Annotated in this window: 23 protein-coding genes; 5 read left to right on the top strand and 18 right to left on the bottom strand. The window is 55.9% G+C overall.

Annotated elements, in window-relative coordinates; all coding sequences use genetic code 11:
• The first annotated feature begins 86 nt into the window (after positions 1 to 86).
• Positions 87 to 1,019, top strand: coding sequence for a hydrogen peroxide-inducible genes activator (locus ACR0EK_RS18650; protein WP_480914955.1), 933 nt, complete (start codon positions 87 to 89; stop codon positions 1,017 to 1,019).
• Positions 1,020 to 1,050: 31 nt separating this feature from the next.
• Here the strand turns inward: ACR0EK_RS18650 and ACR0EK_RS18645 are convergent, their stop codons facing one another.
• From ACR0EK_RS18645 to ACR0EK_RS18635, 3 genes are read right to left on the bottom strand one after another with little or no spacing between them, the layout of a single operon-like run.
• Positions 1,051 to 1,386, bottom strand: coding sequence for a carboxymuconolactone decarboxylase family protein (locus ACR0EK_RS18645; protein WP_480484652.1), 336 nt, complete (start codon positions 1,384 to 1,386; stop codon positions 1,051 to 1,053).
• An 11-nt stretch (positions 1,387 to 1,397) separates the two neighbouring features.
• Positions 1,398 to 2,153, bottom strand: a complete 756-nt coding sequence (locus ACR0EK_RS18640) for an amino acid ABC transporter permease (RefSeq protein WP_267365874.1) — start codon at positions 2,151 to 2,153, stop codon at positions 1,398 to 1,400.
• 9 nt (positions 2,154 to 2,162) lie between these two features.
• Positions 2,163 to 2,903, bottom strand: a complete 741-nt coding sequence (locus ACR0EK_RS18635) for an amino acid ABC transporter ATP-binding protein (RefSeq protein ID WP_480900975.1) — start codon at positions 2,901 to 2,903, stop codon at positions 2,163 to 2,165.
• Positions 2,904 to 3,024: 121 nt separating this feature from the next.
• Here ACR0EK_RS18635 and ACR0EK_RS18630 point away from each other — a divergent pair, with 121 nt between their 5' ends.
• Positions 3,025 to 3,795, top strand: a complete 771-nt coding sequence (locus ACR0EK_RS18630) for a transporter substrate-binding domain-containing protein (RefSeq protein ID WP_480488837.1) — start codon at positions 3,025 to 3,027, stop codon at positions 3,793 to 3,795.
• Positions 3,796 to 3,868: 73 nt separating this feature from the next.
• Here the strand turns inward: ACR0EK_RS18630 and ACR0EK_RS18625 are convergent, their stop codons facing one another.
• The 6 genes from ACR0EK_RS18625 to ACR0EK_RS18600 form a co-directional block, all read right to left on the bottom strand.
• Complete coding sequence (locus ACR0EK_RS18625; RefSeq protein ID WP_480900977.1) at positions 3,869 to 4,825, bottom strand: dipeptide ABC transporter ATP-binding protein; 957 nt, start codon at positions 4,823 to 4,825, stop codon at positions 3,869 to 3,871.
• Positions 4,822 to 5,799 (bottom strand): ABC transporter ATP-binding protein, encoded by a 978-nt coding sequence (locus ACR0EK_RS18620; protein ID WP_480900979.1) that lies wholly within the window; start codon positions 5,797 to 5,799, stop codon positions 4,822 to 4,824. The genes ACR0EK_RS18625 and ACR0EK_RS18620 overlap by 4 nt, the downstream gene beginning before the upstream one ends.
• A 4-nt stretch (positions 5,800 to 5,803) precedes the next feature.
• Complete coding sequence (locus ACR0EK_RS18615) at positions 5,804 to 6,706, bottom strand: ABC transporter permease subunit (RefSeq protein WP_480833306.1); 903 nt, start codon at positions 6,704 to 6,706, stop codon at positions 5,804 to 5,806.
• A complete protein-coding gene (locus ACR0EK_RS18610; protein WP_480477613.1) occupies positions 6,706 to 7,713 on the bottom strand; it encodes an ABC transporter permease subunit in 1,008 nt (335 codons plus the stop codon). The genes ACR0EK_RS18615 and ACR0EK_RS18610 overlap by 1 nt, the downstream gene beginning before the upstream one ends.
• The gene (locus ACR0EK_RS18605) at positions 7,713 to 8,807 is read right to left on the bottom strand and encodes a M24 family metallopeptidase (protein ID WP_480900981.1); all 1,095 of its coding nucleotides are present in this window, start codon (positions 8,805 to 8,807) and stop codon (positions 7,713 to 7,715) included. Before ACR0EK_RS18605 ends, ACR0EK_RS18610 begins: the two co-directional genes overlap by 1 nt.
• Positions 8,808 to 8,875: 68 nt before the next feature.
• Positions 8,876 to 10,459, bottom strand: coding sequence for an ABC transporter substrate-binding protein (locus ACR0EK_RS18600; protein WP_480900982.1), 1,584 nt, complete (start codon positions 10,457 to 10,459; stop codon positions 8,876 to 8,878).
• 1,171 nt (positions 10,460 to 11,630) lie between these two features.
• On the opposite strand from ACR0EK_RS18600, the gene ACR0EK_RS18595 reads away from it, so the two are divergent.
• Genes ACR0EK_RS18595 through ACR0EK_RS18585 form a run of 3 tightly spaced genes read left to right on the top strand, consistent with a single transcriptional unit; the run spans position 11,631 to position 14,858 of the window.
• Positions 11,631 to 12,815 carry a M24 family metallopeptidase gene (locus ACR0EK_RS18595; protein WP_480488824.1) on the top strand — a complete coding sequence of 395 codons (1,185 nt, stop codon included), beginning with the start codon at positions 11,631 to 11,633 and terminating at the stop codon, positions 12,813 to 12,815.
• Between the two features lie 3 nt (positions 12,816 to 12,818).
• Positions 12,819 to 13,976: an acetylornithine deacetylase gene (gene argE, locus ACR0EK_RS18590; protein WP_480488823.1), complete on the top strand. Its 1,158-nt coding sequence runs from the start codon at positions 12,819 to 12,821 to the stop codon at positions 13,974 to 13,976.
• Positions 13,977 to 14,858: a DMT family transporter gene (locus tag ACR0EK_RS18585; protein ID WP_480484641.1), complete on the top strand. Its 882-nt coding sequence runs from the start codon at positions 13,977 to 13,979 to the stop codon at positions 14,856 to 14,858.
• A 90-nt stretch (positions 14,859 to 14,948) separates the two neighbouring features.
• On the opposite strand, the gene ACR0EK_RS18580 is transcribed toward ACR0EK_RS18585, so the two are convergent.
• The 9 genes from ACR0EK_RS18580 to ACR0EK_RS18540 all read right to left on the bottom strand — a co-directional run bounded on the left by ACR0EK_RS18580 (position 14,949) and on the right by ACR0EK_RS18540 (position 23,375).
• A complete protein-coding gene (locus ACR0EK_RS18580) occupies positions 14,949 to 16,448 on the bottom strand; it encodes a mannitol dehydrogenase family protein (RefSeq protein WP_480900986.1) in 1,500 nt (499 codons plus the stop codon).
• Positions 16,448 to 17,221, bottom strand: coding sequence for an L-iditol 2-dehydrogenase (locus tag ACR0EK_RS18575; protein ID WP_480900987.1), 774 nt, complete (start codon positions 17,219 to 17,221; stop codon positions 16,448 to 16,450). The genes ACR0EK_RS18580 and ACR0EK_RS18575 overlap by 1 nt, the downstream gene beginning before the upstream one ends.
• A complete protein-coding gene (locus ACR0EK_RS18570) occupies positions 17,218 to 18,222 on the bottom strand; it encodes an ABC transporter ATP-binding protein (RefSeq protein WP_480900989.1) in 1,005 nt (334 codons plus the stop codon). The genes ACR0EK_RS18575 and ACR0EK_RS18570 overlap by 4 nt, the downstream gene beginning before the upstream one ends.
• 12 nt (positions 18,223 to 18,234) lie before the next feature.
• Positions 18,235 to 19,065 (bottom strand): carbohydrate ABC transporter permease, encoded by an 831-nt coding sequence (locus ACR0EK_RS18565; RefSeq protein WP_209506825.1) that lies wholly within the window; start codon positions 19,063 to 19,065, stop codon positions 18,235 to 18,237.
• 12 nt (positions 19,066 to 19,077) lie between these two features.
• A complete protein-coding gene (locus tag ACR0EK_RS18560; protein ID WP_480488815.1) occupies positions 19,078 to 19,944 on the bottom strand; it encodes a carbohydrate ABC transporter permease in 867 nt (288 codons plus the stop codon).
• 106 nt (positions 19,945 to 20,050) lie between these two features.
• Positions 20,051 to 21,352, bottom strand: a complete 1,302-nt coding sequence (locus tag ACR0EK_RS18555; RefSeq protein WP_480484636.1) for an ABC transporter substrate-binding protein — start codon at positions 21,350 to 21,352, stop codon at positions 20,051 to 20,053.
• A 93-nt stretch (positions 21,353 to 21,445) separates the two neighbouring features.
• On the bottom strand, positions 21,446 to 22,471 hold the full coding sequence (locus ACR0EK_RS18550; protein WP_480774344.1) for a LacI family DNA-binding transcriptional regulator: 1,026 nt from the start codon (positions 22,469 to 22,471) through the stop codon (positions 21,446 to 21,448).
• Between the two features lie 62 nt (positions 22,472 to 22,533).
• Positions 22,534 to 22,659, bottom strand: a complete 126-nt coding sequence (locus ACR0EK_RS18545) for a hypothetical protein (RefSeq protein ID WP_480871470.1) — start codon at positions 22,657 to 22,659, stop codon at positions 22,534 to 22,536.
• An 8-nt stretch (positions 22,660 to 22,667) separates the two neighbouring features.
• Positions 22,668 to 23,375: a class II aldolase/adducin family protein gene (locus tag ACR0EK_RS18540; RefSeq protein WP_480774346.1), complete on the bottom strand. Its 708-nt coding sequence runs from the start codon at positions 23,373 to 23,375 to the stop codon at positions 22,668 to 22,670.
• Positions 23,376 to 23,411: the final 36 nt, after the last annotated feature.

Genomic DNA, 23,411 nt, shown 5'->3' with positions numbered 1-23,411 from the left:
CCGAGGGGTTCAGATGTCTTGACTCGTACCTTACGGTTTCGATAATTGGAAATTTGTAATTACTATCGTTGCGATTAGTTTTTCCTATGAAGTCACTCACGCTTAAACACCTGCGCTACTTCGAAGCACTTGCCACCCACGGTCACTTTGGAAAGGCGGCGGCGGCCAGCGCGATATCGCAGCCCGCGCTTTCCATACAAATCAAAGAGCTGGAGGCCATCATGGGTGGCCCCTTGGTCGAACGCGCAGCGCGCGAGACGCGCCTGACCGCGCTTGGCGAAGATGTCCTAAAACATGGCCGCGAAATCCTGACGCGAGTCGAGGATTTGGGGAATCTTGTGCAATCTTCCGCCGGTCCCTTGTCGGGTCGCATCAGAATCGGGGTCATCCCCACGGTCGCGCCTTACTTGCTGCCATCAATCATCAAGGCACTGTCGCAACGATTCCCACAGCTGACGATCGAGCCCAAAGAGACCATCACCCAAACCCTGATCGGCGAAATATTGGACTCCAGGCTGGATTTTGCTGTTGTCGCTTTGCCTGTCTCGGAACCCAGCCTTCGAGAATTTTCGTTGTTTAGCGAAGACTTTCTGCTGGTTCGCCCGGCGCGGGACGCCGGGTTGCCAATGCCAAGTTCGTCACAGCTCAGAACCATGCGGCTGTTGTTGCTGGAAGAAGGGCATTGTTTCAGAGATCAGGCGCTTTCCTTCTGTTCGATCCGCAATATCGAACCGCAGCACATTATGGAGGGCAGTTCTCTGTCCACACTGGTACAGATGGTCGGGGCGGGCATCGGTGTGACGCTGATACCGGAAATGGCCGTGGGGCTGGAAACCCGGTCTGCCGACGTGTCCATCGCCCGCTTTCAGGACACCCCACCAACCCGAACCATCGGCCTGATCTGGCGAAAGACCAACCCGCTGGGCGAAAACCTTCTGAAAATCGGTGCAATTATTCGCAAAACCGCAGAAGAAAACGCGGGAGGCATGGGGCAAATGAAACCGGAACCAAACGCCTGATCACAACCCGCATTAATGCTATGCGCGGCAATTACCCGGAAAACACATCATAAGCCTTCAGCGCTTTGGCGCTGTAAGCATAAGACGGCCCGCCGCCCATATAGGTCGCCATCGCCAATGCCTCGCACATCTCGTCTCGGGTTGCACCCAGCCGGACAAGGGAACGCACGTGAAACCCTATGCAGCTGTCGCAGCGGGTCGCAATGGCGATGCCAAGGGCCATGAATTCCTTGGTTTTCTCACTTAGTGCGCCATTGGTCTTGGCGGCCTTGCCCATGATGCCAAAGCCGCGCACGGTTTCGGGCACTTCCTGCGAAAAAGTTCCGATATTGGCCTCGGTCTCGGCCATGAAAGCTTTCCAGTCCATATCAATTCTCCTTATCCGCGCTCGTCCGCGCCCATGCGACGCTCCAGCCAGCGCACACCCGCACTGATGATCAGAACCAGGATCAGGTATTCAAAGATCAACAGGGTATAGATTTCCAACGGGCGGTATTCCGTAACCACCAGCTCATTCGCGCGGCGGGTCAGTTCCTGCATCCCGATGACGCTGGCGAATGCACTCATCTTTACGATGTAGATGAACTGGTTTGCCAAGGGCGGCAGAATGCGCCGGATTGCCTGCGGCAGGATCACGTAGCGCATGGTCTGCACATAGTTCAGCCCGATGGTCTGCGCCGCTTCGCTTTGACCGCGCGCAATGGATTGAATGCCTGCTCGGTAAATTTCCGCAGTGAAGGCGCTGTCGGAAATCGCCAGGGTGATGATTGCACCCCAGAACGGGTCAATTGGTACGTTCATGCCCATCGACTTGAACACGATGGGCAAGCCGTAAAAGACCCAAAACAGCATCGGCAGCAAGGGAATGGCCCGAATGAATTCAACGTAGACACGGTTGACCAGCCGCCAGCCACGTTTTTCGGACAATCCCGGCAGGGCCACCAGCAAACCGATGACGATCGACAGCACGGCGGCGATCAGTGAAATCTGAATCGTTGCACCCATCCCCGAGATCAGGAATTTCACATTGATCCACCCCGATGCTGTAGTCGGGTCGATCACATACCAGCCCCAGGTCTGGGATGAAGAACAGCCTGCCAGCAGCAAAGGTACGATTAGTAGAAGTTTTTTCATCTGCCCCTCTCAGTGCTGCAGAATCTGAGACAGGAATTTGCGACAGCGGTCAGACTGAGGGTTGGTAAAGAAATGCTCCGGCTTGCCTTCTTCGACAATCTCACCGGCATCCATGAAGACCATCTTGTCGGCAACTTTGCGGGCAAATCCCATTTCGTGGGTCACAACCACCATGGTCATGCCCTCATTTGCCAGTTCAACCATAACTTCCAACACTTCCGAGATCATCTCGGGGTCCAGCGCCGACGTGGGTTCATCGAACAACAGCACGCGCGGTTCCATGCACAAGGATCGTGCAATCGCCACACGTTGCTGCTGACCTCCGGACAACTGCATGGGCTTTTTGTCCGCCTGATCGGGAATATGAACACGATCCAGATAACGGCGCGCTTTTTCCTCCGCGTCCTTCCGGCTCAGGCCGCGCGCTTTGATCGGACCCAAAGTCAGGTTTTCCAAAACGGTCAAATGCGGAAACAGATTGAATTGCTGGAAGACCATCCCGACATCGGACCGGATGGTTGCCGTTGACTTTGCGTCATCCGTCAGGTCAACCCCATCTATCCGAATGATACCTTTTTGGTGTTTTTCCAACCGGTTGATACATCGAACGACGGTGGATTTGCCTGACCCTGAAGGCCCGCAAATCACCACCTTTTCGCCGCTGCTGACCGTCAGGTTAATGTCCTTGAGAACATGAAACGTGTCATACCACTTATTCACGCCCACAAGCTCGATTGCGGCGCCTGGCATATGCTGAACTGCCCCCGTTTTTGCCCCATTGTAATATTTTCTTGAGGTTATCTTTCCCTTTGGACTGAAATCAATGAGGATTGCAATCACAAGGTCGTAACGCCACCAACGGGAGATACCTATGAGCGTTTTTTGGAAAGCCGCGGCGGTCGCCGTGTTGGGGCTTGTATTGTCAGGTTCCGCACAGGCGCAATCTGCGCTGAACGAGGTGCTGGATTCCGGCGTTCTCAAGGTTGGGACCACAGGTGACTGGAACCCTATGACACTGCGCGACCCGGCAACCAACAGTTACAAAGGGTACGACATCGACATTATGAATGCATTGGCCGCCGATCTTGGGGTTGAGGTCGAATTTGTCCCCACGGACTGGAAAACACTGGTCAACGGTGTGGTGGCAGGCAAGTACCACCTGACCGGGTCTGCATCGATTTCACCACCGCGCATGAAAGTTGCCGGTTTTTCCGACAGCTATATCTCGGTGGAACTCTTCCCCTACACAACCAAGGACAAGGCCGACAAGTTCGACGGGTATGACTCGATCAATCAGGCCGGTGTGAAGGTCGCGACGACTTTGGGCACCACATTCGAAAAACGGGTCCGTGAATGGTTCCCAAACGCCGAGATCAAGGTGGTCGAGGCCCCCGCCCGCGGGTATCAGGAAGTAATCGCCGGTCGTGCTGATGTATTCATAACGTCGAACATCGAGGGCTCGACCCTTGAGGAGAAGTTTCCTGTTATCCGCGTAAAAAACGCCGGCCCCCGATCACCTTCGCCGATTGCGATGATCCTGCCACAAGGCGATCAGATCTGGATCAACTATGTGAACAACTGGATCGAAGTGAAAAAAGCGGAAGGCTTTTTTGAAGCAAACCGCGAGAAATGGGGGCTCTGACGCCTTCAAGGACGTGCGGATTTCCTGACGCCCGGTCCTTTGGCCCGGGCGTTTTCGTTGGCCATCTTGTTCTTCAGAAAAGAGGATGCAGACACGCGACCTGATGGATTTCGTCATCCAGTTCAGGCAATGTTTGCCTGCACTGATCAGTCGCAAGCCAGCATCGTTGCGCAAAAGCGCATCCTTTAGGGATATTCATCGGTGACGGCAATTCGCCTTCCAGCTTGATCCGCTCTTTCCGGGCATCCGGGTCGGCACGAGGCGTCGTGGAGAGCAACGCCTTGGAGTACGGATGTCGGGGTGCCGCGAACAGCTGCTCTTTCGGGCCTTTTTCAACCGCGCGCCCCAGATACATGACAATCACGTCGTCGGCGAAATGCCGGACAACCGACAAGTCATGTGAAATGAACAGGTAGGCTAGGTTCAGCCGTTCCTGAAGATCGACCAGCAAGTTCAGGATCTGCGATTGAATCGACACATCCAGCGCCGAGACAGGTTCATCCAGAACCAGCACCTTGGGGTCCAGCATAAGCGCCCGCGCAATGGCGATCCGCTGGCGCTGCCCACCCGAGAACATATGCGGATAGCGGTCATAATGTTCCGGGCGCAGGCCCACCATCTCGATCATCTTGCGTGCCTGCATTTCACGCTCGGCGGCCGTCATCTGTGGCCGGTTGATAATCAGCGGTTCCTGCAAGATCTGGCCAATACGCTGACGCGGATTCAACGAGCTATAAGGGTCTTGAAAAACGATCTGCACCGTCTCTCGCATCTTGCTCCATTGCGAAGGGGTAATGTCGACCCCGTTGATCGTCAGGCTGCCCGAGGTTGGTTCTTCGATCATTGTGATCAGTCTGGCCAGCGTAGACTTGCCACAGCCTGACTCTCCGACAATGGCCAGTGTTTTTCCCGGTTGCAGGTCGAAATCCACCCCCGACAGTGCCTTTACGGTTGCGGGCTTGGACAGCAACCCGCCTTTGACCGTGTAAAACCGGGTCAGGGCGTTGGCCTGAACGATAGGTGTGGTCATACCAGCTCTCCGGCGGCAATCTTTTCAACATGGTGGCAGCGCGCCTTGCCAAATGCCTCGGCATGAGGGGTCGGCGGGGTCTGGGCGCAGGTCGCATCGGCAAAGCGGCACCGTGGGCTGAAAAGGCATCCTTTTGGACGGTCGAATTGCCCCGGGACAACACCTGGAATCGTCGGCAGAATCTTGGACGTCGCCCGCTCCGGCAAAGCACTTAGCAGGGCCGTGGTATAGGGATGGCGGGGGGTTCGGAACAAATCCCTGACAGGCTGTTCTTCAACCTTTTGCCCGGCATATTGCACCTGAACCCGCTCGGCGGTTTCCGCAACGACGCCCATGTCATGGGTGATCAGAACAAGGCCCATGTCATGCTCATCACGCAACTGGATCAACAGATCCAGAATCTGCGCCTGAATGGTCACGTCCAGCGCAGTGGTCGGTTCATCCGCGATCAGCAGCTTGGGCTTGCAGGCAATGGCCATCGCGATCACAGCCCGTTGGTTCATGCCCCCCGACATTTGATGCGGAAAGGTATTTAGGCGGCTTTCAGGCGCGGGAATGCCAACCTGATCGAACAATTCGACCGCACGCTCATGACGTTCCTTTCGGTTCAGGCCAAGGTGGATGCGCAATGCCTCTTTGATCTGGAACCCGACAGTAAAACAGGGGTTCAGCGAGGACATCGGTTCCTGAAAGATCATCGCCATGTCCTTGCCAATGATCTTGCGCCGTTCGCGGGCCGAGATACCGGACAGGTCACGGCCCTCAAAACTCATCTCATCGGCGGTGATCGTGGCGGTCCAGGGCAGCAGGCCCATCAGTGCCAGCATCGACACGGACTTGCCTGAACCGCTTTCGCCAACGATGGCCAGCAATTCGCCTTTGTCGACCGACAGATCGACACCGTCCACGGCGCGGAAACTGCCCGAAGATGTGGCGAACTCGACAGTCAGATTACGGATCTGCAAAAGGCTCATGCGATCAGCTCCGCTTCAGTTTCGGGTCCAGCGCGTCGCGCAACCCGTCGCCCATCAGGTTGATGGCAAGTACGGTGACCAGGATTGCGAGACCGGGGAAGGTGACAACCCACCATGCGCGCAGGATGAACTCGCGCGCTTCAGCCAGCATGGTGCCCCATTCCGGCGTGGGAGGCTGCGCGCCCATGCCCAGAAACCCAAGGGCCGCCGCGTCCAGAATAGCAGTCGAAAAAGACAGGGCCGCCTGCACGATGATCGGAGCCAGGCAATTGGGCAATACCGTGATGAACATCAGCCGCGACTTGCCCGCACCGGCCACACGGGCCGAGGTCACATAGTCTTTCTGCCGTTCCGCCAGAACCGACGCGCGGGTCAGGCGCACGTAATGCGGCTGAAACACGATGGCGATGGCGATCATCGCGTTGGTCAGTGATGGGCCCAGAATGGCGACCAGAACAAGGGCAAGCAGCAGAGACGGGAAAGCCAGGACGATGTCCATCACCCGCATGATCAATGTATCAACCCATTTGGGCGCAAAACCCGACACAAGGCCGACCATTACGCCGCCCGTCACGGCAACACAGACCACAACGATCCCCACAAAGAAGGAATAGCGTGACCCCATGATCAGCCGCGACAGCATATCCCTGCCCAAAGGATCGGTACCCAAGGGGAAGGCCCAACTTCCACCTTCCTGCCAGGCAGGGGGTTGCAGGATATGGTCGCGGAACTGTTCGGTCGGATCATAGGGGGCCAGCAAAGGGGCAAAGGCCGCACAGAACACAAATCCTGCAAAGACCCACAACCCGATCACGGCACCGCGGTTTTCGCTGAAGTAATACCAGAACTCGCGCAGTGCGCTGGGACGGTTTTCGGCTATTGGCTGGGTCGACGAAAGCTCGGTCATCATCGTCTCCGGATTTTGGGGTTGATGATGCCGTACAAAACATCGACCAGCAGGTTCACCAGCATCACGATCACCGCGATCATCAGCAAACCCCCTTGCACCACCGGGTAATCCCTGCGGAAAATACTATCGACCATCCACTTGCCGATGCCCGGCCAGCTGAAGATGGTTTCAGTAAGAATTGCCCCCGCCAGCAACGTACCAACCGACAACCCGATCACCGTGACAACCGGTATCAGCGCGTTACGTAGCGCATGCAGCCCGTTTACCCGGGTCGGCGACAACCCTTTTGCACGTGCAGTGCGGATGTAATCCTCGCCCAGAACCTCCAGCATCGCCGACCGGGTCTGACGCGCGATCACTGCCAGCGGAATAGTACCCAGCACAATCGTCGGAAGGATCAGATGACGAACGGCCGACCCGAATGCGCCTTCCTGCCCGGACAAAAGACTGTCGATCAGCATAAAGCCAGTGACACTTGGGAAGTAATAAAGCAGGTCGATCCGACCGGACACCGGTGTCCAGCCAAGATTGCCCGAAAACACGATGATCAGCAGCAGCGCCCACCAGAAGATGGGCATCGAATACCCGACCAATGCCGAAGACATCAGTGCCCTGTCAAAAAACTTCCCCCGGTTCACCGCCGCAATCACACCGGCAGGCAGACCCAATGCGATGGCGAAGATCATGGCGCAGAGCGAAAGTTCCATTGTCGCGGGGAACAGCGAAAAGAACTCCTCCCAGACCGGTTTTTTTGTGACAAAGCTTTCGCCGAGATCGCCCTGCAAAACTCCGGCAAGGTATTCCCAGTATTGCTGCAACACCGGTTTGTCGAAACCCAGCTTTTCTACCATTTCCTGATAGCGTTCTTCAGTCATGCCACGCTCGCCGGCCATGACGATGATCGGATCACCCGGCAACACCCGGATGAACATGAATGAGATCAACGTCACGCCCAGAAAAGTCGGGACGAACAGGCCAATGCGGGTGAGTAAGTAACCAAACATCAGCGACCTATGACTGTAAGCTCTTTGGGGAAATGGGTCAGCGACCGGCAACCATCCACAGTGACAAGCACGTCATCTTCGATGCGAACGCCAAAACTTTCGAGCGCGTAGAGACCTGGTTCATTCGTCCAGACCATGCCCGGCAGAATTTTCTGGTGGTTTCCGCGCATGATATAAGGTGCCTCGTGCACATCCCGGCCAAGCCCGTGGCCCGTTTTGGTACGTATACGATCCGCAAATGGCGAGGCCTCGAGCACGCTGATGACCGCATCGTCGATGTCATGGGCCGTTGCACCCGGGCGGCAAGCTTCGAACCCGGCTTTGTTGGCGCGCAGAACGGTATCGTAGACTTCCCTACCCTCGTCCGATACGTCTTGAACAAAGAAGGTTCGCGTGATGTCAGCGGCAAAACCATCGTTGCAGGCGCCGAAATCGAACAGTAACGCGTCGCCTGCCCTGATCTGGTAGTCGCCGCGTGCTTTCCCATGCGGCCGTGCAGAGTTGTCGGCAGCCGCAACGATTGGCGAAAACGCCAGAGACTCGGCTCCTTCTGCAAACAGCGCCTGTATCAGGGCCTGCTCGACCTGTTTTTCAGTCTGACCGACGCGCACATCTGCAATCACACGACCCAGAGCACGTTCCGAGATATCGATGGCCGCCTGCATCGCAGCAATGTCTTCATCGGTTTTGATAATGCGCAGGCCCGAGATTTCGCGTTCACCGTCAACGATCCGCAAGTCCGGCATAGCACGTGTGAAAGCCACAGAGACAAAAACCCGCATCACCTGACCTTCCACCGCAAGAGAGCGGATCGGCATATGTGCGGCCAAAGCAGTAAACGCATCATCATAACCGGTCTGATCGCGCCAATCGAAAACAGCGCCCTCGAACCCTACAAGATCCCATGACGCCAGTTCCAGATTGGGCACAATCGCTGCGGCCTGTCCCTCAGCCGGGACAATAACCACGAAAGGCCGCTCGTGGCTCATGAAAGCTTTTCCCAAAGCGCGGGTGAAGTTCGGGCCAGGCACAAGAGCTACTGCGTCGACTGACAGGTCCCGTGCCAGTTGACGATATTCGGACAGATCCGGCATTCAGGCCGACCTCCTCAATAAGAAAGCCGGAGCCGCCAAACAGGCGGCTCCGGTGAGTGAGTGGTGGCTTACTCGACGCTCACACCATAGAAGATGTGGCCGCCCAGCGGGTGCACTTTGTAGCCTTGCACCTTGTTGCTCATCGGCATGAATACAACCGAGTGAGCAATGGTTGCCCATGGGGCCTGCTCTTTGAACACGACCTGCGCTTGTTCATACAGCTTGGTCCGCTCGGCCTGATCGGTGCTTTGCTTGGCTTTCAGGATCAGATCCTCGAACGGCTGGTGGCACCATTGTGCACGGTTAGATGCTTCGACCCCGTCACAGCCCAGCAGAACGGCCAGGAAGTTGTCCGGATCGCCGTTATCCCCGGTCCAGCCCAGCAAAACAGCACCATCGCGGTTCAGTTCTTTCGAGCGTGACAGGTATTCGCCCCATTCGTACGAGACGATTTCGACGCCCACACCAACCTTGGCAAAATCCGCCTGGATCAGCTCGGCCATGCGGCGGGCATTGGGGTTGTAGGGGCGCTGAACCGGCATCGCCCAGATCTTCATCGACAGGTCTGTGACACCTTCGGCATCAAGCATAGCCTTGGCCGCTTCGGGATCGTATGGATCGTCCACGATAGCGTCGTTATAGCTCCACATGGTTGGCGGGATCGGGTTCTTGGCAGCCTGGCCTGAACCCTGGAAAACCACGTCGATGATCGCCTGCTTGTCGATCGCCATGTTCAACGCTTTGCGAACCTTGGGGTTGTCGAACGGCGCCATCGTGGTGTTGTAAGCCAGATACCCGACGTTCAGCCCTTCCTGCTCCATCATGTTGATGTCTGCATCATCCTTCATCGCCTGAATGTCAGCCGGGTTCGGGTAAGGCATCACATGGCATTCGCCAGCTTTCAGCTTCTGGTAACGAACAGACGCGTCCGGCGTAATGGCAAAGATCAGGTTTTTGACCTGCGCCGGTTCTTTCCAATAATCGCCATTGGCCGCATAGCGGATCACCGCGTCTTTTTGGTAGGCCACGAACGAGAAAGGCCCGGTCCCGATGGGTGCAGTATTCAGTTTTTCAGGCGTTCCGGCAGCCATCATAGCATCGCCATATTCGGCTGACATGATCGATGCAAAATCCATCGCCATGTTCGCAACAAAGGGTGCCTCTGGCTTGGACAGGGTGAACTTCACCGTGTAGTCATCAATCTTTTCGATAGAAGAGACCAGATCCGGCATCCCCATACCCTGGAAGTATTCCCACGTGCCGCCAGACACTTGGTTATAGGGGTGGTTCTCGTCCTTTTGGCGCATGAAGGAAAAGATTACGTCATCAGCGTTGAAGTCGCGGGTCGGGGTGAATTCGTCATTCGAATGGAATTTGACACCCTGGCGCAGCTTGAACGTGTATTCCAGGCCATCATCACTGGCCTCGACACTTTCAGCCAGACCGGGGATCACATTGGTTGTACCGGTTTCGAATTCAAGCAACCGGTTGTAAATAGGATGCGACGAGGCATCAAAGGTAGTTCCTGCGGTAAACAGTGCAGGGTCAAACCCCTCGGGTGAACCTTCGGAACAATACACCAGGGTATTTGCCTGTGCCACGGCACCCGACAGGGCTATTGCCGTGGTTGCGGCCAGAAGATTGAGTTTCATGATTTTCTCCCAGAAATGGACTTGGCAAGACAATCGCAGGGCTCTTTGTCGTCAGAGCGTTCAGTGACAATACAGGTCGTTGCGATATCCCTGACAAATGTATCCAAAATACAAAACCTGTTGTCAACCGGCTCTGTCACTGACTTTCGTGAAAGATGCCTGTTGCCAGGGTGTGTCTTGAACCTGAATGCGCCCTGCCCCAAGGAAATCACGAAGGGCAACACTTACATTCCACTGGGCCCGGCAGTTTGGCCACAGATATTGACTGTCATTGACCCGAAGTCATTCAGGTAAGAAAGGATATCTAACTTTGACTGTTAGCTGATGAAGCATCCTTGCGCATATCGCGAATGCAATCGTAGCCCAGCCAGAATAAGACTGTCAGTGCTACCAGAAATACGTAGGGAAGCAGCGAGATATGCATAACCAACACGCCATAGAACATGGCGGCGTACGCAGCGATTTGGACTATCACCAACAAACCCCACGCAACCATTCCCCAAAGATTGCGCGCTTTCCTCTGACCGGCCGAGTTGCGCAGGCTTTGACACTCTGCCTCGTTCACCACAGGGGACGCGGCACGCGTTGAATTGAGAATGCCGTTGGTGTCGAGCGCGCTGGATCGACATGCATCGAAACAAGGGGCCGCCTCTCGACAGGTGGGCGCAGTGTGTAGCATTGATTGAGTCCTTGGACATCTGGGGTTTGGCAGCGAGCCTTCACTGTGCCCCAAGACACCGACCCTCTGCACCATGCCGCGCGCGAGATCAGGTGCCACCGTTGCCGTCTTGCAATCATATCCAGCGGAGAAATGCCGATCCTCGCTCAGGCGCAGCATAAAACCGCACAAATAGTCGATTGGCCCGCGAAAACCGCGATCAGATGAGGTCTGAAGAACTTTCTCATGACCCTCGGTGGCTCATGACTTTTGGCGCGGTTTCGGAAGCGCACTAACCACCGAACAGGGACTTCGCATGCTTCCAGCGCTCTATTCTACTGCGTCCTTCGATGCTGAGGGCGAATACCCTGTACGCGTACCATGATCTCCTCGTTAGATAACCCAATAACTTCTAATAGGGGTTTCGGTTCAGGTATCGCTTACAAGTTCATTTGTGTACAAATTGGTAAGATTGCGCTCAAGTACGTGTCATATCCAGCCTCCGAGGATGCCATGCCGATTGAACACGCCCCCTTCAGCCAAGCGGAATATGACCGCAGGATCGCCAAGACCCGAAGCGCTATGGAAAAAGCGGGGTTAGAGCTACTGTTTGTCACCGACCCTTCGAACCAGGCTTGGCTGACTGGCTATGATGGTTGGTCCTTTTACGTGCATCAGGGCGTATTGCTCGGCATGGAAGGTGAGCCGATTTGGTGGGGACGCCAGATGGATGCATTGGGTGGGTTGCGCACATGCTGGATGTCCAGGGACAACATTCGCGGCTATGCAGACCACTACGTTCAATCAACCATACGCCATCCCATGCAGGATCTGGCTGGCCACATTCGCGCACTCGGGCTGAGCACCGCCCGCATCGGCGTTGAGATGGAGAACTATTACTATTCCGCAAAGGCACACGAGGTTTTGGGCAAGGAATTGCCCGAAGCGACGCTGGTGGATGCGACGGCACTTGTGAACTGGCAGCGTCTGATCAAGTCGGAAGAAGAAATTGTCTTTATTAGAAAGGCGGCCCGGATTTCCGAAAAAGTAATCCAAACGGCCATTGATCGCGCCGCGGTGGGCGTGCGCAAGAACGACCTTGTCGCAGATATCCTTCATGCCGGGATTACCGGGGTTGAGGATGATTGGGGGGATTACCCGGCCATTGTCCCTTTGACACCCTCAGGGCTGGATGCCACTGCCGCGCACCTGACATGGAATGGCGCGCCGATGAAAGAAGGTGAGGCAACATTTTTCGAACTATCAGGCTGCTATCGGCGGTACCACGCTCCGCTTTGCCGCACGGTATTTCTTGGCACTCCGCCGCCAGAAATGCGGGACGCGGAACGCGCGCAGATCGAAGGGATAGCGGCGGGTTTAGAGGCTGCACGGGCTGGCAATCGGACAAGCGACATTGCAACCGCTTTTCTTAAGGTTCTTGCCCGTCACGGACTCGAACGGGAGGGGCGCATGGGATACCCTATCGGCCTGAGCTATCCGCCAGATTGGGGCGAACGGACAGCGTCGATCCGCGCCGAAGACGAGACCATTCTGCAACCGGGCATGGTTTTCCATTTCATGCCTGCGCTATGGATGGACAGCTGGGGGCTTGAGACCACGGAAACCATTCTTATCACTGAAAACGGCCCCGCCGAAGCCCTGTGCAATATCGAGCGAAAGCTCTTTGTGAAAGACTAAGCCTTGAGCACCCTCGAAGACGCCAAGACCCTGCTGGGCGAACTGATCAGCTTCCCCACGGTTTCGTCAGACAGCAACCTGGACATGATCAAACACCTCGCGGACCGGTTGAGCGATTGCGGTGCAGAGGTTGAAATATGGCATGATGAAACCGGCACCAAAGCCAATCTTTTTGCCACATTGGGCCCAAAGCGCGACGGTGGTATCGTTCTGTCAGGCCATTCCGATGTAGTGCCTGTCGCCGATCAGGACTGGTCCTCGGACCCGTTCGTGATGGAGGAGCGGGACGGCAAGTGGTTTGGGCGCGGAACCTGCGATATGAAAGGGTTTATAGCGGCGGCAGTCGTCATGGCCCCGTATTACGCAAAGCTGGACCTTCAGCGCCCGGTGCATTTTGCCTTTACCTATGATGAAGAAATCGGCTGTTTTGGCGCGCAGGCTTTGGCCAAGACCCTGCGGGAGAAAGCGATCAAACCCGCTGTGGTCATCATCGGCGAGCCCACCTCGATGCGCATCATCGAAGGCCATAAGGGTTGCTATGAATATACAGCGCATTTTACCGGGTTCGAAGGCCATGGCTCGGCCCCCGAGCGCGGCGTTAACGCAGTCGAATACGCGGTGCAATACGTGTCGAAACTGCTGGCGCTGAAGGCTGATTTGCAAGGGCGAGCACCGGCAAACAGCCCGTTCGACCCGCCATGGACAACAATCAATACCGGTACGTTGGTGGGCGGGGTGGCCCATAATGTGATCCCCGGTAAGGCGCGGGTCGATTGGGAGATGCGACCAGTGCAAAAGGCGGATGCGGATTACGTCAAAGACGAACTGCACCGGTTTTGCGCGCAAACCCTGATCCCGGCAATGCAGACTGTTCATCCCGGTGCCGGTATCAAGACCGAAGTAATCGGTGAGGTCGACGGGCTGGAGCCAATGGACGAGAACGAGGCGCGTGACCTTGTGATGGAACTGACAGGGGCAAATGGCGCCGACGTTGTACCTTTCGGCACCGAGGCCGGGATATTCCAGCAGTTGGGGATGAGCGTCGTTGTCTGCGGCCCCGGATCAATCGATCAGGCGCATAAACCTGATGAATACGTCTCGGTCGACCAGATGGCCCAATGCCTTGATATGCTTGGGCGATTATCTTCGAAGCTGGAATAGATGATGACCTCGGCCCGCGCGGTATCGATATTCTGGTTGGGTGCACCGGTTCTGTTCGTGCTGTTCTGGGCGGGTGGCTACAGCTTTGCCAAGCTGGGGCTGCCCTATGTGGAACCGATGACCATGCTTGCGATCCGTTATGGTCTGGCTGTTCTGTGTCTTCTGCCGCTGCTGGCGGTGTTCCGCCCTGCCCTGCCGCGTGATCCGGCGCACTGGGCCGCGATGGCGGCAAGTGGGTTTCTTATTCAGTGTGTTTACTTCGGTCTGGCCTACCAGGCGATGAAACAGGGGTTGGGTGCCGGCACCACTGCCATCGTGATGGCCTTGCAACCCGCACTTGTCGCCGCCTTCTCTCCGTTGGTCGGAGAAGCGCGTGGACGGCCCGTGATGTGGGTCGGCCTGGCGCTGGGTTTTGCGGGGGTTGCAATCAGCGTCTTTGACAAGACCAGCGCAGTGCCTCTTTCCGCCGGGCTGCTTGCGGTTAGTGCATTGGTCGGCCTGACCGCCGCCACTTTGCTGGAAAAACGTCACGGGCGGCGCAGCGACCCAGTGTTGGGTGGTGCTGTTCAATATGTGATCGGATTTGCCGTGCTGCTTCCCATCGCAATGGCGACCGAAACAATGGAAGTCACCTGGCATCCAAACCTGATCCTTTCCCTTGCGTATCTGGTCATCGCCAATTCCCTGATCTCGATCAGCCTCTATGTCGCACTTGTTCAGCGCGGCGACGCGACCCGCGTGTCCACATTGCTTTACCTTGTCACACCTTTGGCAATAGCACTGGCCTGGATGATCCTGGGCGAGCCGGTCACCTGGCGCATCGCCTTTGGTTTCGCTCTCTGCCTCGCAGGCGTATATATCGTGCGGAAATCCAAAGATTGACGCCTATGGCAGTTTTCGATCGGACAACCGGAAATTCAAAGCCTGCGACCAGTTCTATAATGGAAACCACCTGAACCGAGATCACATCCGTCAGGAAAGCGCATTCAGATAGCTTTTGATCGTCGTCCGGCATCCGTGCTGCCAAATCCGTGGCAACCAGCGTATGAAGGCTTCTGCGAACTGGGCTTCACGACCAGTACTTCCGTACAGGTTTGCTGCCTCAAGCCACTTTTCGGGCTGTTCCCTGGCGGCAAGGGCCGCACTCTGCAAATCGCTCCAGATGGGATCATTGGGCGCAATCTCTGATCCATCCTCACGCAGACCGGCGCACATCCGGCACCAGAAAGCTTCAACCAGCGCCAACCCAGTAACAGATGTACCCGAGGCCAGTGCATCGCGAAGCGACGGGAGCAAGAATCCGGGGTGTCGTGCAGACCCATCAAAGGCCACGCGCCGCGTGGTGTCGTGAATAGCCGTGTTCGAAAACCTGCGATTGACCAGATCCAGATACTGTTCCGGTGTCATCCCGGGAACTGCAATGGCATGAGGAAGAATTTCTTCGGTCTGTACTTTCAGGAAGAATGCCGAAATTTCCCGGTCGTTCATGCAGTCCGCGATTGTGGGGATGTTCAGAACCTCACCCACATTCGCCAGAATCTGGTGCCCGCCGTTCAGAATACGTAGTTTCAGGGTTTCATATGCGTGTACGTCTTTGGTGATCGTAACGCCGACATTCTCCAACATCGGCCGCCCGGCACAGAAATCGTCTTCAATCACCCATTGGCGGAAATTCTCGTGTGACACCGGAACGCAGTCTTCAATTCCCAGGGCGCGGGTCTGAGTTCGGACATGATCAGTGGTTGCGGGAACAATGCAATCCACCATCGAATTCGGGAACGCCCCGTTCTGATCGATCCAATCCGCAAGATCAGGGTCCGTAAGGCGTGCCAGTTCAACAACGCAATTGCGCAGGATGGTTCCGTTGCCCTGAAGGTTGTCACAGCTTAATGCCGTAAAGGGCAGATACCCGGCGGCACGGCGATTGCCAAGTGCTGCCACTATGGCACCAAAGACCGTGCGAGGCTGTTGCGGGTTTTGCACGTCGTGTCGAATATCACCGTGGTCCACGTCGAAAACACCCGACTTGGCATCCAGAAAATAGCCGCCTTCAGTAACGGTAAGGGACACGATCCGAATGGCGGGATCGGACATCTTCCTGATCAGAGGTGCATTTCGGGGTTCAATGGGCAGATAGTCGATCAACGGGCCGATGATTTCGGCCGAAACACCGGACGGGTCAAGCTCGATCAAAGTTGTCAGACAGTCCTGCCCAATCAGCTTTTCGCGCATGTCCGCGTCATAGGCCCGAACACCGGCCCCGATGATCGCCCAGTCGAGGGCCAACCCTTTTTGCATCAGCCTGTGAATGTACCACGCCTGATGCGCACGGTGAAAATTCCCAAGTCCGATATGAACAATCCCAGGTGCCAAATCTTCTCGCCGGTATCCGGGTTTCTTGATATCTGCCGGAAGCGCCCCAAGGTGGTTAAGGCGCAGCTCTACCGGTGTTATGTCCGCCAAAGGGGTCATCAGCTCATCCAGTTTCCGCCATCGACATTGTAAGTCTGGGCCACGATGTATTCCGCTTCATCAGACGCCAGAAACACAGCCATCCCGGTCAAATCCTCGGCACGTCCCATACGGCCGAACGGTGCCGCTGATGCAACTTCGCGCTTCTTCTGTCCCGGTTGTTTATTTTCATACTTCGCAAAGAAGGCATCGACGCCATCCCAATGTTCTCCATCCACAACACCAGGTGCGATCGCATTCACATTTATCCCGTGAGCGATCAGATTGAGCCCCGCTGACTGCGTCAAAGAGATTACGGCGGCCTTGCTGGCGCAGTAAACGGCGACCAGAGATTCGCCACGCCGACCAGCCTGTGAGGCCAGATTGATGATCCGGCCTTTGACATTGGCGTCGATCATGTGTCGCGCGACGGCCTGCAGTGTAAACAGGGTGCCCGAGACATTGATATCGAAGACGCGCTGGTAATCGGCGCGGTCGATTTCGGTGATTGGCGCTGCTGAAAAGACGGCGGCATTGTTGATCAGAATGTCAATCTGGCCGAACTGATCCACTGTGCGCGCAACAGCATTGTCGATGCTGTCCTGATCAGCGACATTCATTTCGACCGCCATTGCTGCGCCACCTATTTCCGAGGCTGCGGCTTGCGCCCGCGTGATATCAATGTCGGCAATGGCCACACGCGCACCTTCGGCGACGTAAGCTTTTGCAAAGGCCAGCCCGATTCCGCGCGCAGCCCCGGTGATGAGCGCGGTTTTTCCGTCCAGTCGCTTCATTCGATCCGCAGCCCTTGGGCGTCAAAACGATGAAGCACGTCGGCACGTGGCGTCAGGTAGATACGGTCGCCATGCCGAAATCCAACCTCTCCGTCCGCGCGCACCGTGATTGTTTCCGCCAGACCGGTTTCATGTATGTGGAAAAACGTATCTGATCCAAGATGCTCGGACACGCCCACGACACCGCTCCAGGTTCCTGCGCTCTCGGACACAGCAATATGTTCGGGGCGAATACCGATTGTATGTGCGCCTTGTTTTGCAGCCTCTTCGCCTTCGATAAAGTTCATCTTGGGCGAACCGATGAACCCGGCGACAAAAAGGTTTCGCGGCGTTCGATATAGGTCCAGCGGGCTTCCGACCTGCTCGATCACACCAGCCTGAAGCACGACGATCTTGTCGGCCATCGTCATCGCTTCGACCTGATCATGGGTCACATAGATCATGGTTGTCGCCAACCGCTCGTGCAACTCGCTGATCTCCAAACGCATGCCAACGCGCAGCGCGGCGTCCAGGTTGGACAGCGGTTCATCGAACAGAAACGCTGCGGGTTCGCGGACAATGGCACGCCCGATGGCCACACGCTGGCGCTGGCCACCAGACAGTTGGCCGGGGCGGCGATCCAGATAGTCGGTCAGGTTCAGAACCTGCGCGGCCCCTTCCACACGTTTGTCGATTTCGGCCTGATCCAGTTTCGCCATGCGCAAGGGAAAGGCGATGTTCTTGCGAACGGACATGTGCGGATATAAGGCATAAGACTGGAAAACCATCGCCAGACCGCGTTTTGCAGGTGGTACGTTTGTTGCATCGGCCCCATCAATGTCGATGGAGCCAGAGGTGATGTCCTCCAACCCTGCAATCAGGCGCAGCAAAGTGGACTTTCCGCAACCCGATGGCCCGACGAACACCGTGAACTCTCCGTCTTCGATGGTCAGATCCAATGGCGGGATAACCTGCACGTCGCCAAAGCTTTTGGTCACGGACTTGAGTTGAATACGTCCCATGAGAAGTTTTCCTTATTTCACAGCGCCAAAAGTCAGGCCGCGGACAAGTTGTTTCTGGCTAAACCAGCCAAGGATCAGGATCGGTGCAATGGCCATTGTCGAAGCCGCGCTGAGCTTGGCAAAGAACAGGCCCTCGGGGCTGGAATAGCTGGCGATAAATGCGGTCAGCGGGGCCGCGTCAACGGCTGTCAGGTTGAGGGTCCAGAATGCCTCGTTCCAGGCAAGAATGAAGTTCAGCAAAACAGTCGAAGCGATGCCCGGTACAGCCATGGGTGTCAGGATGTGCAGGATTTCCTCTTTCAGCGTTGCCCCGTCCATCCGCGCGGCTTCAAGGATTTCACCGGGAATTTCGCGAAAGTAGGTGTAGAGCATCCAGACGATGATCGGCAAGTTGATCAGCATCAACACGACAACCAGTCCACCTCGTGTATCAAGCAGCCCCAGACGGATGAACAGCAGGTAGATCGGGTAAAGGACACCGACTGCGGGCAACATCTTGGTAGAGAGCATCCAAAGCAAAATGTCCTTTGTACGTTTCGAAGGAACAAACGCCATTGCCCATGCTGCCGGTACGGCAATGATCACACCCAACAGGGTTGACCCACCTGCGATGATGACTGAGTTCCAAAGGAAACGCATGTAGTTCGATCGTTCCTGCACGACAGCATAGTTCTCGAGCGTCCAGTCGAAGTTCAGGAACAGTGGCGGGCTTGCGATGGCCTGTGCTTCGGTTTTGAAGCTGGTCAGGATGGTCCAGAGGATCGGGAAAAAGATCAGCAGACCGACGGCCCAGGCCAGGGCAGTGTTCAGCGACTTGCGTTGGATTGTAACGGTGCGGGCCATGGTTTTACCTCTTCACGCGTCCAGGTTCTTGCCGACGATGCGCATCAGGAAGACCGCAACGATATTGGCGAGAATGATCGCATAGACACCTCCGGCTGATCCGAGACCGACATTCTGGCTTTCCAAAACGCGCTGGAAGATCAGGTAGGTGAGTGTACGGGTGCCGAACGCGCCACCGGTGGTGACGAAAATCTCGGCAAAGATCGAAAGCAGAAAGATTGTCTGGATCAGGATTACGATTGTGATTGCACGGCTCAGGTGCGGCAGAATGATGTGGTAGAACCGCTTGAGCGGCGGTGCGCCATCCATTTCAGCGGCTTCCAGTTGCTCACTGTCCAGCGACTGGATTGCGGTCAAAAGGATCAGTGTCGCAAATGGCAACCATTGCCACGACACGATCATGATAATCGAAGTCATTGAAGCTTCGGACAACCACGAGACCGGTTCAGCCCCGAAAAAGCGCCACAGATGGGCCAACAACCCGTTGACCGGGTCCATGAACATGTTTTTCCAGACCAGAGCTGACACAGTCGGCATAACAAAGAATGGTGCAATAACGAGGATGCGCACCACCCCCTGGCCCCACATCGGTTGATCCAGAAGCATGGCGAGCAGGATGCCCAGTAAGACCGTAATCGCCAACACGCCAATAACAATGACAAGCGTTGCCTGTACGGCGGGCCAGAACGAACTGGACGAAACAAACCGGATATAGTTGTCGAAACCCACCCATCCGAGATCACCGCCCCGCAAGGGAAGGTATTTCTTGAAGGAAAAATACAGGGTCATCGTCAGCGGCACGAGCATCCAGCCAAGCAGCAGCACCACTGCGGGTGCCATCATCAGGCGTGCAACTGATCTGGAATGTTGAGTTGCCATTGTGCAAGACCTCTCTGTTCAGGCGTAAGGCAGCCTGCGAGAAAAACACGAATTGTGGAAGTGGGAGCAGGGGACAGAAGGTCTGCCCCCCGCTGGGAAGGTTGCCTCAGTATCCTGCGGCTTCCATCTCTTCTGCTGTGAAGGCCTGCGCTTTGGCAAGCGCCTCATCCACCGTTTGCTGTCCGGCATAGACGGCCGAGAACTCCTGGCTGACTTGCGTGGCGATACCCGCAAATTCCGGAATTGCCGCAAACTGAACGCCAACATAAGGCACCGGCTTCACTGTCGGGTTGCTTGGATCGGCAGACAGGATCGAGTTCAACGTCATCTGAGCGAATGGAACTTCCTGATAGTTAGGGTTTTCGTACAGCGATTTGCGCGCACCCGGCGGCACGTTCGCCCAACCTTCGGCTGCGGCAACCAGTTCAATATAGTCCTTGGACGTGGCCCACTCGATGAATTGTTTGGCTGCATCCTGTTTTTGTGTGCCCGCTGGAATGGCCAGCGCCCAGGCCCAGAGCCAGTTGGACCGCTTGCCCAAACCGGTGTCTGGCGCAAGAGCAAAGCCAACGTGATCCGCCACTGTCGAGTCGTTGGGGTTGGTCACGAAAGAGGCTGCAACTGTCGCATCGATCCACATGCCGCACTTGCCCTGCTGGAACAGCGACAGGTTTTCATTGAAGCCGTTGGTGGCATATCCGGCCGGTCCGGATTCCGACATCATTCCAACGTAGAAATTCAGCGTTTCCGCCCATTCGGGCTGGTCGAATTGCGGCTTCCAGTCTTCGTCAAACCAACGTGCACCAAACGAGTTGGACATGGCCGTAATGAACGCACCACCTTCACCCCAACCTGCCTTACCACGCAGGCAGATGCCGTTGATGTCGTTGTCACGATCGGTCATGGCAGCCGCGGCTTCACGGATGAATTGCCATGTAGGTGCTTCGGGCATTTCCAGACCGGCCTTTTCCATCAGGTCGGTGCGGTACATGATCATCGAGCTTTCGCCATAAAACGGCGCAGCGTAAAGCGTGCCATCATGGCTCAACCCGCCTGCCATCGCAGGCAGCAGATCACCAACATCATATTCATCGGACAAACCGTCCAGCGGTACCAGCCAGCCGTTCGCGCCCCAGATCGGAGTTTCGTACATGCCGATGGTCATGATATCGAACTGACCGCCCTTGGTCGTGATGTCGGTGGTCACGCGCTGACGCAGTACGTTTTCTTCAAGCGTCACCCACTCGACATCGATGCCGGTCGCTTTAGAGAAATCGTCTGTGTAGCCCTGCATCCGGATCATGTCGCCATTGTTGACGGTCGCGATCGTGATGGTTTCCGCTTGGGCTGCTGCCGTTGCGACGAAAGTCAACGCAGTCGCCGCACGAAGTGCGTTCTTCAAATACATCCCTGTCCTCCCTGAGCTTGGATGCTGTACAGAGACCCTAGTTTATAATTTGTCGCGGCGTCAATAATAACTTTACGCGCGTTAAGTTTTAATTCACGCGGATTCTCTCAAGACAAGCCGCGCAGGAAACAGAGTTTCCGTCCGATCGTCAAATTTTCCGCCGCTTTCAATGAGTTCAAACAAGGTATCCACACTGCGCCCAGCCACGTTGTCATAATCATGCGCAGCTGTTGTCAGCGATGGGCAGGTAAATTTTGCAAAGGGGTGGTCGTCATTTGATGCGACACGGAGTGAGCAATCTTCCTTTCGCCCAACCCGAATCCCCTGCTCATAACAGGCTGCCAGAAATCCGATTGCAAGACGGTCATTGCTGCACAAAACTGAATTCGTCCTGAGAGCACCTTTCTCCAACACTCTCAAAGCACCCTGATGCCCGATCTCTTCAAACGCCCAGCCTTCACCATCGATTTTTATGACATGGGGCTCGAACCCCAGACGTTCCATAACCTCAATATATGCCTTGCGTCGCTTGTTGGCGTTTGGGTTTGCTGGCGTGCGCATTTCAAAGAAAGACGGAGGTTCACCCGTCCGGGTCATGTATTCCACGGTTTGGGAAACAAAACTGAAATTGTCCGACCCTATAAAGGCTGCACCCAAACCTTCGAGGTTGCTGTCAAACAGAACTGTTGGCACCTCGGCGCAAAATTTCTCGATGTGAGCTCGGTCCGACCCGCGCCCCAAAGGAGCAAACAGTACTCCGGCCGGCTTGAGCGACCGCAGGCTGTCGAGTATTTCGTTCTCGAGTTCCTGCTCACCATGCGAGCTGAAAAGAGATGGACGATACCCGGCCGCAATACAGCTCTGCTCGAGGTATCTGGCCATCTCGGCAAAAAATGGATCGGCAAGATAGGGAACAACGATACCGATATTCTTGGTCAGCTTTCGGTTCTGGTTCACCGCATAGATATTTGGACGGTAATCGAACTTTTCCAATGCTTCTTCGATACGCGCCCGCGTAGAGGAACGAACGCTTTCCGGGTCGTGGAAATATTTGGAAACCGTTGGCCGAGAAATCCCGCTCAGGGCCGCGAACTCCTCCATATTTCTTATTTTTACCATACCTACCCGCTTGCGGAACTCTTTTGCTTTGACCTTACATTTTCTTTACGCGCGACAATAAATCAATAGGCAGCCGTATCCGCGCGAATGGCCAGATGCGTGACACCAACGCCGACAGGCGAAAACCTCCTGATCACGTCGCGAAGTTCTGGACTTGAGCCCAATATACCGACCCCCAGCGCGGCCATCCTGGCGCTCACTTCTGTTCAGACGCATTTTGCTCGTGCGCAGTGCCTGCTGCGACGTCCTTGTAGTCGTCCTGAACGCCGTAAGAAGCGAAACCGGATAGCGTTTCGGAAATCTGTTCATCGGTCAGGATCACCGGACCGAGGGTCAGGGAAAGGTAATATTGACGGGCAATGGTTTCCAGCTCGACTGCGCGCCATATGGCCTTGTCCAGGTCCTCTCCCATGGCAATGGACCCATGATTTCCAAGCAGACAGGCGGTTCGATCTTGCAGCGCTTCGATCGCCAGCTCCGACAGCTCGGGCGTTCCAAAGCGCGCATAGGGTGCGCAGCGAACATTGGGACCGCCGAAGGCCGCGACCATGTAATGCGCTGCCGGGATTTCTTTGTGTGCAATCGCCAGCGCCGTGCAATAGATCGGATGTGCATGGACCACCGCGCCCATATCGGGGCGGGTCTTGAGGATGTCGAAGTGAAACCGCCATTCGGTCGAAGGTTTGAGCGGGCCATACCAGGTCCCAAACTCTCCATCAAATGGCATTGAGACGATCATCTCCGGGGTCAGCTTGTCATATGGCGTCGCCGAAGGTGTGATCAGCATCCGGTTCTCGTATCGGGCCGAGATATTGCCGGATGTGCCCTGGCTAAGACCACTGGAATTCAGAAAAAGGCATTTCTCGATAATCGCCTCACGGATTCTGCGTTCCTTGTCATCCATCTTGTGCTCCTGTCCTAGCGCCACCCGGCGGAATGG

Source organism: Ruegeria sp. AE4 (assembly GCF_056542185.1).
This window is presented reverse-complemented; position numbering and strand designations above follow the sequence as displayed.